Source organism: Cellulophaga omnivescoria (genome assembly GCF_001999725.1).
GTDB classification, from domain to species: Bacteria; Bacteroidota; Bacteroidia; order Flavobacteriales; family Flavobacteriaceae; genus Cellulophaga; species Cellulophaga omnivescoria.
Map to the genome: position 1 here is coordinate 20,404 of NZ_MDDP01000048.1, position 13,270 is coordinate 33,673.

Annotated in this window: 14 protein-coding genes and 1 other RNA gene; 14 read left to right on the forward strand and 1 reads right to left on the reverse strand. The window is 29.9% G+C overall.

Annotation, left to right across the window (positions count from 1 at the left end; genetic code table 11):
• The first annotated feature begins 156 nt into the window (after positions 1 to 156).
• The 13 genes from BFJ87_RS14315 to BFJ87_RS14375 all read left to right on the forward strand — a co-directional run bounded on the left by BFJ87_RS14315 (position 157) and on the right by BFJ87_RS14375 (position 11,391).
• Positions 157 to 1,887 carry an FAD/NAD(P)-binding protein gene (locus tag BFJ87_RS14315; protein ID WP_077406079.1) on the forward strand — a complete coding sequence of 577 codons (1,731 nt, stop codon included), beginning with the start codon at positions 157 to 159 and terminating at the stop codon, positions 1,885 to 1,887.
• Positions 1,888 to 1,935: 48 nt separating this feature from the next.
• The gene (locus BFJ87_RS14320; protein WP_077406081.1) at positions 1,936 to 2,550 is read left to right on the forward strand and encodes a hypothetical protein; all 615 of its coding nucleotides are present in this window, start codon (positions 1,936 to 1,938) and stop codon (positions 2,548 to 2,550) included.
• A 13-nt stretch (positions 2,551 to 2,563) separates the two neighbouring features.
• Positions 2,564 to 2,779: a hypothetical protein gene (locus tag BFJ87_RS14325; RefSeq protein ID WP_077406085.1), complete on the forward strand. Its 216-nt coding sequence runs from the start codon at positions 2,564 to 2,566 to the stop codon at positions 2,777 to 2,779.
• Between the two features lie 30 nt (positions 2,780 to 2,809).
• On the forward strand, positions 2,810 to 3,634 hold the full coding sequence (locus tag BFJ87_RS14330) for a hypothetical protein (RefSeq protein ID WP_077406088.1): 825 nt from the start codon (positions 2,810 to 2,812) through the stop codon (positions 3,632 to 3,634).
• A gap of 23 nt (positions 3,635 to 3,657) precedes the next feature.
• Positions 3,658 to 4,506, forward strand: coding sequence for a hypothetical protein (locus BFJ87_RS14335; protein ID WP_077406091.1), 849 nt, complete (start codon positions 3,658 to 3,660; stop codon positions 4,504 to 4,506).
• Positions 4,507 to 4,526: 20 nt separating this feature from the next.
• Positions 4,527 to 5,219 carry a hypothetical protein gene (locus tag BFJ87_RS14340; RefSeq protein WP_077406094.1) on the forward strand — a complete coding sequence of 231 codons (693 nt, stop codon included), beginning with the start codon at positions 4,527 to 4,529 and terminating at the stop codon, positions 5,217 to 5,219.
• Between the two features lie 131 nt (positions 5,220 to 5,350).
• Positions 5,351 to 6,169 (forward strand): SH3 domain-containing protein, encoded by an 819-nt coding sequence (locus BFJ87_RS14345; RefSeq protein WP_077406097.1) that lies wholly within the window; start codon positions 5,351 to 5,353, stop codon positions 6,167 to 6,169.
• Positions 6,170 to 6,323: 154 nt separating this feature from the next.
• Positions 6,324 to 8,138 (forward strand): hypothetical protein, encoded by a 1,815-nt coding sequence (locus BFJ87_RS14350; protein ID WP_245799646.1) that lies wholly within the window; start codon positions 6,324 to 6,326, stop codon positions 8,136 to 8,138.
• Positions 8,139 to 8,154: 16 nt separating this feature from the next.
• Positions 8,155 to 8,541 (forward strand): hypothetical protein, encoded by a 387-nt coding sequence (locus BFJ87_RS14355; protein WP_077406102.1) that lies wholly within the window; start codon positions 8,155 to 8,157, stop codon positions 8,539 to 8,541.
• 96 nt (positions 8,542 to 8,637) lie between these two features.
• Positions 8,638 to 9,249, forward strand: a complete 612-nt coding sequence (locus tag BFJ87_RS14360; RefSeq protein ID WP_077406105.1) for a hypothetical protein — start codon at positions 8,638 to 8,640, stop codon at positions 9,247 to 9,249.
• Positions 9,250 to 9,276: 27 nt separating this feature from the next.
• Entirely contained in the window at positions 9,277 to 9,774 is a 498-nt protein-coding gene (locus BFJ87_RS14365; protein ID WP_077406108.1) for a hypothetical protein, read from the forward strand.
• A 15-nt stretch (positions 9,775 to 9,789) separates the two neighbouring features.
• Positions 9,790 to 10,725, forward strand: coding sequence for a toxin-antitoxin system YwqK family antitoxin (locus BFJ87_RS14370; RefSeq protein ID WP_077406111.1), 936 nt, complete (start codon positions 9,790 to 9,792; stop codon positions 10,723 to 10,725).
• Between the two features lie 18 nt (positions 10,726 to 10,743).
• Positions 10,744 to 11,391 carry a M23 family metallopeptidase gene (locus BFJ87_RS14375; RefSeq protein WP_077406114.1) on the forward strand — a complete coding sequence of 216 codons (648 nt, stop codon included), beginning with the start codon at positions 10,744 to 10,746 and terminating at the stop codon, positions 11,389 to 11,391.
• 67 nt (positions 11,392 to 11,458) lie between these two features.
• Here BFJ87_RS14375 and ssrA read toward each other — a convergent pair.
• Positions 11,459 to 11,854: a transfer-messenger RNA gene (gene ssrA, locus BFJ87_RS14380) on the reverse strand.
• Between the two features lie 213 nt (positions 11,855 to 12,067).
• On the opposite strand from ssrA, the gene BFJ87_RS14385 reads away from it, so the two are divergent.
• Positions 12,068 to 13,270, forward strand: coding sequence for an NAD(P)-dependent oxidoreductase (locus tag BFJ87_RS14385; protein WP_077406117.1), 1,203 nt, complete (start codon positions 12,068 to 12,070; stop codon positions 13,268 to 13,270).

Sequence of the window (13,270 nt, forward strand, 5' to 3'; positions counted from 1 at the left end):
ATAATTACAATTGTGTGTTAAATTATACGTATGCCAAATGGTTAGTTATAATATTAAAATTTATTTTTTTGTAACCTAAAGGCCATAAGCTCTGTGCTAAAGTTTAGTATATTGTAAACAGTTTAAAATAATAATGTAACCATACGAACATATAACGTGATTAACAAAAGGTTAGCAATAATTGGTGTAGGGCCTAGAGGACTTTATGCCGCAGAAAATTTTATAAAACAATTAAGTTTAGCTCAAGACCAAACTACAGTAGAGCTGCTATTGTTTGAAGAAACAGGCGATTTTGGAAACGGACAGGTATATAGCACAGACCAAGTAAAATCTAACTGGATAAATATAACAGAGCGTATACTTACATTACCTAAAAGAGATGAGGTAGTATACAATGGTATATCTATTCCAAGTTTTTCTTGTTACCACCAATGGGCCAATTTAAATTTTGATAAAATAGGGAGTTCAGAACCAGATACATATCCTCCTAGAGCAAAAATAGGAGAATACCTAAAGCAACGTTTTACATCATTTATTACACCATTGTTATTACATAAAATTGCTTTTTTATACCAACAAAAAGTAACCAACATACAATTAAGTAATAATGCTAAAGTTAGTATAACAACGCTTAGTAAAACATATACTAATGTAGATGAGGTTTTGCTAGCCATAGGTCACCAACCAACATATGTAACACCACAATTGGTTAAATGGCACAGTAACTTTAAAAATAATAGTAATGTAAAGCTTTTTTTAGATCCTTACCCGGTTAAAAATTATATAGATATAACTAACACAATAAATAAAACTACAGTTGGAGTTAGAGGATTAGGGTTAGCTATGTTAGATGTTATGCGTGGTGTGCTAGCCAAACAAGGCTCTTTTAAAATTATAGATGAGGCCACCAAAAAAAGTGAGTTTATTAGTAGTACAAGACTACAAACTATAATTGTACCTTTTTCTTTAGATGGCTTGCCTCCAGTGCCCAAACCATTAAATAAAAATATTGATGATTTATACAAACCATCTGATGAGCAGATTTATAATTTTGAAAAAGAGATAGGAGATCAAACAGCGCAAAGTAATGCTACAGGAGTAGACTTTTTGGTGTCTGCCATAGTGCCAATTGTTGCACGTGTTTATACCTCATTACCACATACTTTAGAAACTAAAAATTATACATTTAAACAGGTAGAAGAAGCCGCATTTAAATGGGTAACTAATCAGAATTACAAGCATAGCCTAATTTTACCTACAGCAACACCAATTGTGACTTTACTAAATAGTTACATAGGTATGGCCACAGCTAAAAGTGCTGTAAGTTTAGACTTTTGTATTGGACAGGTATGGAGACATTGTCAACCATCAATATATAAGCAGTTATCTTATAACAATTGCAGCAATACTGTTTTTGAAAAAATTATAAAGTTAGATGAAGAAATTAAAAGATATTCTTATGGTCCACCGGTAGAGAGCATACAACAAATGTTGGCGTTGGTTAAAGCTGGTATTTTAAATTTAGATTTTGTAAAAAATCCAAAAATTGAATTATCTATTAATGGATGGGTTTTAAGTACAGGCAATAAGAGTATAGAACTTAATGTAATGATAAATTCAGTTTTAGATGCACCAAAAATTACAGCAGTAAAATCTGACTTAGTTAAAAGTTTGCTTCATAACGAGTCTATAAAAATAGTAAGCGATAATCTTGGGGTACAAACAACTAAAGATGGATATCTTATAGAAAAAGACACAAAAAATAAATTACCAATAGCCTTACTTGGTAGGTTAGCCAAGGGAACTGTTATAGGCGTAGATGCTATATTAGAATGCTTTGGAGATAGACCTACAGAATGGGCAAAAGCAGCTGTTAAAGGAAAATAAATATTACAAAAAGCAGTTTTAAATTGTAGTAATAACCAAATCTAACTTATGAACTATAATGATTTTAAAAGTAGTGCTAAAAAATTTTCTAATGAAGTGCTTTTTGATAGCTTATTACATAGAGACCTTTGTAACGATGAGCATAGAGCTTATACAGAAGAAATACATATAAGAGGATTAGAGGCGCAATTAGCCGAAGCTATAGAAGCTAATAATGCTAGAAAAAATAGTATTATGGACTCTGTAAAAGACTTGCCACAACAAGACTTACTTAATATAATTGTTTTTAATATAGATAAGTTTACAGAAGAGCAATTAACAGTTTTTAAAAACGAAGCAGTTGCAAGAGGTTTACAAAATGAGTTAACAGATGCTTTAAATAAAAAAGCAAAAAGTGATAAGGAATTTAGAGACACTGTAATAAATAACGCTGATAATATTGGACAAATGATGAATAATTTTACAGAGCATTTGTTTACAATTTCACCAGAGTTAAAAAAGAGTGTAGAAAAAGCAGAAAAGAAGTCTAAAGCCAACAGAATTGTTGGTGTAGTTTTATTACTTATGGGCTTATTATTACTATACAAAACAGGAGGTAGTATAGTTTCTTTTGGGATAATTGGATTAGGTATTTTTTTATTTGTTAGAGGAGTTTTAAGATGATGAAAACACAAATATGGAGTATATAATTGTAGTAATTTTGGGAATCCTTTTTGCTGCATTTTTATATTGGGCCCACTTACCAGATTATAAAATGAACCCTAAAGAATTTTGGAAAACTTTAATTGGTATGCCAATAGGATTGTTTTTAGGTTTTATAGGATTTGGAGCTTTAAATGAAGCAATACGTAAATGGGCTGTAGAGAAAAAAAAGAGCAATAAAAACGATTAAATGAATATAGTTAAAGCACACTAGTACCTTATGAAACTGCCAAATAATATTACAGAAATATCTTTAAACAAGGAAGTACAAGTAGGTGTGTACCCGCCAAATGGTTTTTTACATTTTTATGAAGCTAGCTTGGGCAACGGAGATTACTTTGGATTGTATTGGGAGTTTGGTAAAGAGGATAAAGAACCTATTGTTTGCGAAATGATTCATGATGAAGGTATTATTAGACCTAGTTTTTCATCTTTAGATAAATTTTTAGAATGGTATAAACTAAACGATTTTGATTATGGTGATGAAGAAATTGAAGATGAAAATTTTGTATACAATTATTTAGAAAAAGGAAACCAATGCTTAAAAGATAATAATGTAAATAAAGCTATTGAGTTTTATAAAAAGAGTACAAAAAGTTTTGGAGAACTAAGCGAAAACTGGTTTAAATTAGCATCACAATATAAAAGAATTGGCAATGAGTTAGATTTTCAGAAGTGTATAATAAACGCGGTAATTTCTAATTGGGCTATAGAGTTTCCTTCTCAAAATGTGTTAAGATTGCTAAAAAACTGTACACCAGTAAAAGAGCTAGAGAATCACCCATTATTTAAAAATAGAGAAAATTTAGATCTTAACTTTGGAGGCCAGAAAGAAAATAAAAATTACGAAATAATTAAAGATATTTTTACAGAACTCTATGAAATAGGGGATACTAACAAAGCTATGTTGCTAGAGCAGAATTATGCATTAATGATGTACTGGAAAACATCTTCTTTTCAAGAAAGAAACAATTTTAATATAAACGATTGGAGAAGCAGGTTTGCTCAAAAAACAAAATCAAGAATAACGCTAGATAAGTTATGAATAAACAATAATCCTTTATAAAAATGAAAAAAATCCTACTTACAGCTCTTACAATAGTTTTAGTTTCTTGTGCAGACAAAAAAACGAAAACAGAAGATATTAAAGCCACAGAAGTTACTTCTAATAAAGCAGAAGAGACTAATAAAAAAGAAGAACCATCTAAACCATTAAACAAGGACATAAGCTTAGGAAGCTATACCGGAAAAATAAACAACAATTTAGAGGTAGCCTTTAACTTAGATAATAAGGAAGGCCATATAAATGGGTTTTATTATTACAAAAAAATAGGTGTAGATATAAAAGTAGTAGGTACAGTTGTAGCAGATAGTTTACTTGCATACGAGCTAAATTATAAAAATGATACACTGGCTATTTTAAAAGGAAAAATTGAAGATTCTGGTATAAAAGGGGTTTGGGTAAATGCAGAAAACAAAAAAGAGTATCCTTTAGTTTTAACACAATCAGCCAAAAAAGTTACAGCGTTACCAGAAGATTTAATAGGGGAGTATTATAATGATATGTGTAATTTAACTTTATTATTTACAAAATCTAAAGGCGAGTACTACTACAGCTATAAATCTAAAGAACGAAATTTAAAAGGAAAGCTTAATTTTTACAGAGAAGATGGTTTATACATAAACCTATCAGAGATTGAATACGCTGAAGATTATTTTGATGTAAGCTTAGCAGAGGAAGATTCTGTTAAGGAAAAAGAATATGCAAAGCTTAAAAAAATAGGCAAGCGTACAGTTGGTGTAGAGGGCCATTATAGTCCAGAGGAAATAACAATTCAGAATTACGGTAATGCCATGAATTATTATGTGAAGTTAAATGATTGCGGAGAAAAATACATTCATTTTAAAAAGAAGTAGTAAAACAACAAACACAAATAATGAAAAAGCTGTTAGTTACATTACTGCTAATTCTGCCGTTAAGTTGTACTTTTGTTAAACAGCAAGACCAAGCTAAAGATGCAAGAGAATGGAATAGGTTTGAACTTACAGGTATAGTTAAAACTTTAAAACAAAAAATATATAAGGTTAATTTTAGTAGTAACGTAATTAAAGAAGATGAACTTAACTTGTTAAACACCCTAATTGTTAGTTTTGATAGTATAGGAAGGTATGCTAAATCTATTACTTTAAACGCAGAAAATAACAGAACTAGCAGTAAAACAACTAAATATGCAAAAGGTAAAAATTATGAATCTTTTCATTATAGTAAATACAATGTTTTACGCAACAAAAGTAAAATAACGTATGTGTCTGATTCTTTAATTTTAGAAGAATCTTTTGCTCCTAATAACGAGTTATTATTTTCTATTAGAGTTGAAAAGCAAAATGATAGGTTTTCTAAAGTAACTCTTGTAAACGGAGATAAAATAGACACTCATTTTTATTATTATACAGATGATAAATTTATTGATAACAAAGTAGCCATAAATAAAAATAAGGATACTATATCTAGTATAAAATACAAATATTTAGCATTTGATAAAAATGGTAATTGGACCAAAAGGTTGTCTAAAAATTCTTTTAATAAAAACGATATAGGTAAACTAGAAGTTAGGGAAATAAACTATTAAAAATAACTAATAGGAGCATTTTAAATATACAACACACGCTTACGAATATTAATTGCTATTTTGGTAATTGCTTTGCTATTGTTAGTATTGGTATTCATTAAAAAATATATTTAAAAAATTACATTTCTCTAATGATTAAAAAAAGCATTCTTTTATTCTGTTTCATTTTTTGTTATCACATATCAGCTCAGAATATTAAATTTCCAGATTATGGGCATATTAGAACAGGAGTTATTAACGATGCTGATGGATACGTAAATGTTAGACAGGGTAAAAATTCATCTAGTAAAATAATTGCAAGAATAAACAAAAACGATGAATTTAAATTTGCTTTACCTGAAGCAGAAAATGAGAAATGGACTTTAGTGAAAACGACTTTAAACGAAGTTGGTTATGTCTATTTCAATAGAATTTATGAATTAAGAAAAGACAACTGCGCAGACCAAGTTGAATTAATAGACCAAACGTGGGAACATACAAGAGGAGGCTTTGGTTCTAGAACAATAGATTCTATACCTCCAAACCTAAAAGAAATCAGCTTAAATATAAGCCAAAAAAACAGAGTTAAAATTAATAAGCTATTATCTTGTGCGCTAGAAAATATAGATTTATTTGAGAATAATAACTCAGAAAAAACATTAAAATTTACTCAGAAGACATATAAAACTTCACAAAATGCAAACGTGGTAGTAACTGAGTATTATGACTCTTATTCTGAAAATTTAGGTACAGTAATTTCTATAATAGAGAATGGAGAAATGGAGAGTTATGCATACTATGGATATTTATCATCAATAACTATATATGCCCTAAAAAAAGTAGATGGGTATTATAGGTTATATGGTAACCTAGAAGGCAGTCCTGGCGATTGTTATGGTGGTAATTTTACGCTAGAGCTTATTAACAAATCTTGGGTATATAAATTTGAGTATTATGAGTTTAATGGATAAAATAGAACTTTGTAGGTAATAATCTAATTAAAACAAAATGATAAAAAAAAGCATTCTTTTATTGTGTTTCATTTTTTGTGTTAGTTGCAAGAGTGCTACATATAATCTTCCGTCGTATAAAGAAATAGTTACTACTTTTTTTACAAGTTATGATTTGCGCGCGAATCAAAGAACAAGTGATATTAGGTTTATTAAAAAAAAACAAGGTTACTACATACAAGAGTATAACTATAATACGGAAGATTATGAAAAGCCAGAGTTATATTGGAATGCGTCTACTAATGCATATCAAAAAATTAGTTTTCCCAGCAATACAAATGTTAATACAGATTTAGCAAACTATCACTTAAACTATTATTACAATGAAATGTTTAATGTGTTACCTTATTATGGCTACGTGGGTTGGACTAAAGATGTGATAACATTTTTAGAACAAAAAACAGACCTTACAGATATAGAACACTATGCGCTAGGCAGAGCATACAGTATAAGATCTGGCCATTTGTTAAACAATAGTTACGAGTTTGCAAACCCTAAAGAACAATTTAATTTTTTAGAAAGTGGGGAAAACCAATTTACGGCAAACCAACTTAAAACATATAAAGATTACGTAGAAAAAGCGATAAAAAACTACACTATTTTATGTAATAAAAATCCAGAATTTGTAACGGTAGTAGGTAATATTTGTCAAAAATTATCTAATGAATACGTTAGTGCTTATTTAGCACTAAGTATTTACCAAAATGAAGAGGAAGCTGCCGCTTTTTTACCAAATAATCTATATACAGATTTTATTATAGACTATGCCAAAAACTATCTAAATTCTGTAGAACCTAATGGTATTTTATTTACCACTGGTGATAACGATACTTTTCCGTTTTTATATATCCAAGCAAGTTTAAAATACCGTCAAGATATTACTATAGTTAACACCAGTTTACTAAACCAAAATAGCTATGTAAATTTTTTAAGAAGAGAACATAAAGCAAAATCTAACTTGGTTAAATTTACACTTACACCACAAGCGTACAGCAATAATAACTTAGAATACATAATTTTAGATGATGGTAAAGACAAACAAAACAATGCCGAGTATTTAAATCTAAAACAAGCCTTACGTTTAATAAATGTAAAAGATACATCTATATTTTACAGGCCACAAAAACAATATGCTAACTTAAATAACAAAAAAATTGCTATTACATTTAAGCAAGATACTTTAAAGCTAAATTACAAAGACAATTACATTATTAAAGGAGATTTACTTGCTTTAGATATTATTGAGTCTAACATAACAACAAGACCAATTTACTGTACCTTTAATGAAGTTCCTATAGTGTCTAGTTATTTAGAAAAAACAGGCTTTGTTTCCCAAATAACTCCCAATCCACAAAATCCTATAGATGATAGGTATTTAGCTGGTATAAATGCAGAAAAAACATACGCTATTTTAGTACACGAATTTCAGTTTCATGAAGGGAATAAAAATAGTTTAGAGACTAGGTTATCTACCTTAACCAATTACACATCATCATACCAATTATTAGCCAAACACTACCAAGAGGTTGGTGATACAAAAAAATGTGAAAATGTGCTTACATCTTTTACCAAGTTTTATCCTAAACATCTTTATGCAGAGATAGGAATTTTTACTTTAGATATGCTAAAAACTGCTTATGCTAACAAGGATGTTAAAAATGGAAATATAATGTTAGAAGCGTTATTACAAAATTTAGAATCTATAAAAGAAAGTAATCAAGATAATGATGATCTAACAAAAGTACAACTACTAAAAAAACTAATTTTTGGAACTGAATTAAGTAACAAATTAGACAGAGACAAACTTAACCGTTATTTATTTTACATTTCTAATTTGTCTAAAATAGAAGAAGTAAACTCAATTGCAGAGTCTCGTTTACATCACTTAAAACAATATTTTACAGAAAAGTTATATAATTTAGAGGAGTAACATTTTGGGTTAATAAATGAATATTTCTGATGCAACATTTATAAAAAAAATAAAAACCTACGCAGGTTTTTTATTGGCTGTACCTTACGGTATACTACTAAGGATATTAAGTGCAGACTTAGATATATTTAACCAGGGAATAATTTTTTTATTAATACTACCGGCTATTATTGGTTTAATACCGGTTTATTATGCATCTACAGGTGTTTTTGCTTCTAAACTTAAACTGTTTTTTTATCCTTTTTTTACAGTCTTTTTAATTTTGCTTATTAGTACTGTAAGTAATTTACAAGAATTTTATTTTTTAGCACTTTTTGGCTGGCCATTTTTTACACTCTCTGGTATACTAGGTATATTAGTAGGTGGTATTGTTAAAGAGCAAAACAAAAAAGATGTAAAGTAATTATAATAAATATACAACCTACCCTTACGAATATTTATTGCAATACAAATTGTTGTGTAATAGTGTGTATTATTGTTTTAATAACAAACAATATTTATGAAGTATAGCGCGCTAGGTCTTATAGTTTTCTGTTTAATTTCTTGTGGTAATACAGCTAAAAAAAAGATTGAAAAAAAACAGGAAAAAGAGAACGTATATAATTTAAACTTAAATGACACTTTGCTTATTGGTAAGGATTTTACCATTTCCTCACTAAAAATAGACTCATTAACATATTCTGATTTTAAAAATCAACATAAAGTAGCTTTTACAGAAACTAAAAACGGAAGTTTAAGCTGTGGTAACTCTAGCCCAATGTGGAGCTCTGGGACTAGCTTAAAAAATAACGCACTTGGTATAGAGCTAAACTTTAATAAAAGTTGGGTAGAAAATACGCCAGAGCCAAAAGAGCAAGTATTAACCCTAATAACTTTAGACAATGCAAAAGCAAAGTTTTATAACGGACTTATATTGGGTAAATCTAGCATTACAGAAGTAAAACAAAAATTTGGTAAACCGGCATATGAGAACAACTATGTGGTACAATATAACTCTAATAAAGTAAGCATTAGCCTTATTTATAATGAGCCCGGTATTGTATACTATATCTCGTTTTCTAGGATAAATCAAATACCAATACCTCAAGACAGTTTAGCACTAAATGAATAAGATAAATTTTTTAGCAATTTATAAAATATGAAACAGGTACTAATTGTATGCTTATTATTAAGTTCTTCCTTTTGTTTTTCTCAAGCAAATAAGTTGCAAAAGAATTTTATTCCGGCTAAGGTAGATAGCGTTAAGCTTTCTATTTGGTATATGCAGACTAAAAAAACTTCAAACCCAGGTGCAAAAGTTAAGGAGTATAAAAAAGAATTGGGTAATACTGTATTAGATAAAAAAGACCAAGACACATATATAAGAAAGCTGCAAAGTCCAGAATCGTACAAACAGTCTAGAGCGTTGTTGCATCATTACAATATTGTATTTTTAATATACAATAAAGGTAAAGCAGCTACAGAAGTACATATTTCTTCAATAACCGGAAATATTAATCTAAAAAATGTACAAAATCAAAGCAACTATAAAAGTAGTGTTTCTAAACAATTGGGTAAGTATATAATTGGCTTGCTTAAAAAGTATAAGCTACTAAAATTAGTAGATGAGGTAAATTTAAAAGGACTATCAATTTAATTTTTAAAAATAAGAATGAAAAATATAAACATAGGAGTTCTAAAAAGTGCTGTAATAACATTGGTATGCTTATTTTATTTTCAAAATACCTACAGTCAATCAAAAATTTATTTTGATAAAGATTGGAAAACAACAACCAAAAATAAAGCACAGTTTTACAGAGTTGTTACCAAAAAGAACGATTCTCTTTTTCAAGTAAAAGACTTTTATATAAATGGTGTATTACAAATGAATGGTCATTTTTCTAACCTAGAACAAGAAGTTATGGAAGGTAAAATTACATTTTATGACAAAAAAGGTACAAAAACAAATACTGCCAACTATGTAAACGGAGTATTAAACGGTGTAGCTACCACCTATTTAAAAAACGGAAAAATAGCGTATACTAGTGAATACAAAAATGGTAAAATATACAATGGTATTTATAAGGCTGCAACAGTTAAATATTTATATAAAAATGGTGTAACCGCTAAAAGAATTGAGTTTTTAGCTCCAAATGACCATTACCCTTTAGCAACTACAGTATATGGTAAAGAAAAAGATAGTGTGTATTGGTACACTAGCAAAGGCAAAAAAATAGGATTTGGTATCTATAAAGGCACTGACCCCATAAATGGATTAGATATTAAAAGCAGTTGGTTAAAAGTTACACATACCTATTATAGAAACAGTAAAAAGGACGGAGTACAAAGTGTATACTATGAAGGTAAATTAATTGCAGAAAATACATTTGCTAATGATGTACTGCTGCTAAAAAAGAGTTTAAATCCCCTTACAGGTAAATTTGTAACGTGCAAATACAAAAATAATAAACCTTACCAAGGACATTATTTTGTGTACCATGTTACGCAAGATTATTATGATGAATATGTTTATGATTCCGGTAAAATTGGCTCATACAAAAAGTACAAAAGCATAAATGGAGTAATAAAATCTAAGGCTGTAAAATAACATTTAAACCTTTTTAATATGATAAATTCTCAACCTCTAAAATATACACTACTATTACTACTCTGCGCTGCTTGTACGTTTTCTAAAGGTCAAAAAAAACAAGAACAGAACAAACAAAAGCAAGAGCAAGTAAAAGAGCAGGTTGTACCTATAGTAGGCAAAGAGCAAGAGGTTAAAAAAATATTTAAAAGTAAAACCGACTATATAGCAACTAATTTTAACTTCCCTGTTGGCAAACCAAATGCAAAAGGCTATTACAATGCGCAAGTATTTGGAGAAAATAACCATTTAGGAGACGACTGGAATGCTGTTACCGGAGGAAACTCAGACCTAGGAGATCCTATTTACACCATAGCAAATGGATATGTAAACTTTGCAGAAGATATTGGCGGAGGCTGGGGAAAAGTAATAAGAATATGGCACCAAAAACCAAATGGTAAAATAGTAGAATCCTTATACGCACACTGTAATACAATTTTAGTTACCAAGGGCCAGTATGTTAAAATTGGGCAAAAAATAGCAACAATAGGCAATGCAGATGGCCAATATTTAGCGCATTTACATTTAGAAATTAGAGCAGATATAAATTTACCTGTAGGTCCAGGTTACGCCATAAACAAAAAAGGGTACATAGACCCGACCAAGTTTATAAAAGAAAACAGATAGCAAATTTTAAACATAAAAAAACCTGCTCATTAAAAGGCAGGTTTTTAATTTAACAACTTAGTTGTTCTTGTGGAGCCGGAGGGATTCGAACCCTCGTCCAAACAAGTAACCAAAGAGCTTTCTACACGCTTAGTCTTTTCTTGTTTTTTCGATTATAAGCTGGTTAAAGACAACCTACTTATAACTTATCTTCTTTAGTTTCAAAAAGGTAACAAAGCACTACCTAATCTATATTGACATTTACGATGCCTCAAAATAGAACGCCGTCAATCAAGGCTTTCCGGAGACATAAAGCTTGTACACCTTGTGTACCTAGGCCAATCTTACTATAATTCAGATTATGCAGCTAAAGCGTAGTTATTCTCGCCGTTTAAAAAGTTGGTATAGCCTTTAACGTGTTTCAATGCCATTACACGACGTGCTTACTGTTCAATTAATCTCGCTGTCAAAACCAGTCGGCCCCAATATCTCAGTAATTATTATGGCGTTTTAACGGGCTATTCGCTATATTTTTTTAAGTTTTATAGCTATAAAACTCAAAAAAGATGTCGCTGCTATCCCTAACGCGGTCGGCAAAGGTAATTCAAAAAGTATTCCAAAAAAAGTTTTGTTTGTCATCTTGTCATATGTTACATTTACAACTATGCTTAAATTTTAAGTTATAAAACAATTTTCTATGAAATTCGGAATCATTAAAGAACGTAAAAACCCGCCAGACCGTCGTGTGGTATTATCTCCAGAAGCTTGCAATAAAGTAATAAAAACCTTCAAACAAGCTCAAGTAATAGTAGAACCATCAGACATTAGGGTTTACAATGATTTTGAATACACAGAGCAAAATATTACAGTAGCCAACCAAATGCAAAATTGTGATGTGCTTATAGGTGTTAAAGAAGTACCTATAGATGCCTTAATACCAAATAAAAAATATTTTTTCTTTTCGCATACCATAAAAAAACAGCCCTATAACAGAGCGCTACTAAAAGCCATTTTAGAAAAAAATATAGAGTTTTACGACCATGAAGTTATTGTAAGTCAAAAAAACACTCGCCTAGTAGCCTTTGGCAAGTATGCAGGTATAGTAGGTGCATACAATGGTTTTAGAGCTTATGGTTTAAAATATGGTACGTATAATTTACCTAAAGCAGAAACCCTTAAGGACCAAGACGCGTTAATAGCGCAATTAAAAAAAATAAAATTGCCAAATATTAAAATTGTGCTAACAGGTAAAGGTCGTGTTGGTAATGGGGCCAAAGAAATGTTAGACGGTATGGGCTTAGAGCAAGTAGGCTTAAAAGACTATTTAAATAAAAAATTTACAATGCCCGTTTATTGCCAAATAGACGTTTTAGATTACAACAAACGTAAAGATGGCGAGCGCAGTAACAAACAAGAGTTTTTTACAAATCCATCAGAATATAAATCTAACTTTTTTAGATTTGCAAAAGTGTCAGATATTTATATTGCGGGTCATTTTTATGGAGACGGAGCACCGTACTTATTTACAAAGGAAGATGCAAAACAGTCAGATTTTAAAATAAAAGTAGTAGCAGATATTAGTTGTGATATTAATGGTCCTGTGGCTACAACCATTAAAGCATCTACAATTGCAGATCCTGTGTATGGTTATGATCCAGAAACAGGTAAAGAAACAGATTATAAAAATCCTAATGCCATAGCAGTAATGGCTGTAGATAATTTACCATGTGAGTTGCCAAGAGATGCAAGCGTAGGTTTTGGACAGTCTTTTATAAAACACGTAATCCCCGCCTTTTTTAATGATGATAAAGACGGAGTGTTAGAACGTGCTAGAATGACAAAAGATGGCAAGTTAACCGATAGGTTTTCATATTTACAAGACTATGTAGATGGCAAATAG

Coding starts and splice junctions, on each gene's coding strand:
- BFJ87_RS14320 (WP_077406081.1), top strand. CDS start 1,936: ATGAACTATAATGATTTTAAAAGTAGTGCTAAAAAATTTTCTAATGAA.
- BFJ87_RS14325 (WP_077406085.1), top strand. CDS start 2,564: ATGGAGTATATAATTGTAGTAATTTTGGGAATCCTTTTTGCTGCATTT.
- BFJ87_RS14330 (WP_077406088.1), top strand. CDS start 2,810: ATGAAACTGCCAAATAATATTACAGAAATATCTTTAAACAAGGAAGTA.
- BFJ87_RS14335 (WP_077406091.1), top strand. CDS start 3,658: ATGAAAAAAATCCTACTTACAGCTCTTACAATAGTTTTAGTTTCTTGT.
- BFJ87_RS14340 (WP_077406094.1), top strand. CDS start 4,527: ATGAAAAAGCTGTTAGTTACATTACTGCTAATTCTGCCGTTAAGTTGT.
- BFJ87_RS14345 (WP_077406097.1), top strand. CDS start 5,351: ATGATTAAAAAAAGCATTCTTTTATTCTGTTTCATTTTTTGTTATCAC.
- BFJ87_RS14355 (WP_077406102.1), top strand. CDS start 8,155: ATGAATATTTCTGATGCAACATTTATAAAAAAAATAAAAACCTACGCA.
- BFJ87_RS14360 (WP_077406105.1), top strand. CDS start 8,638: ATGAAGTATAGCGCGCTAGGTCTTATAGTTTTCTGTTTAATTTCTTGT.
- BFJ87_RS14365 (WP_077406108.1), top strand. CDS start 9,277: ATGAAACAGGTACTAATTGTATGCTTATTATTAAGTTCTTCCTTTTGT.
- BFJ87_RS14370 (WP_077406111.1), top strand. CDS start 9,790: ATGAAAAATATAAACATAGGAGTTCTAAAAAGTGCTGTAATAACATTG.
- BFJ87_RS14375 (WP_077406114.1), top strand. CDS start 10,744: ATGATAAATTCTCAACCTCTAAAATATACACTACTATTACTACTCTGC.
- BFJ87_RS14385 (WP_077406117.1), top strand. CDS start 12,068: ATGAAATTCGGAATCATTAAAGAACGTAAAAACCCGCCAGACCGTCGT.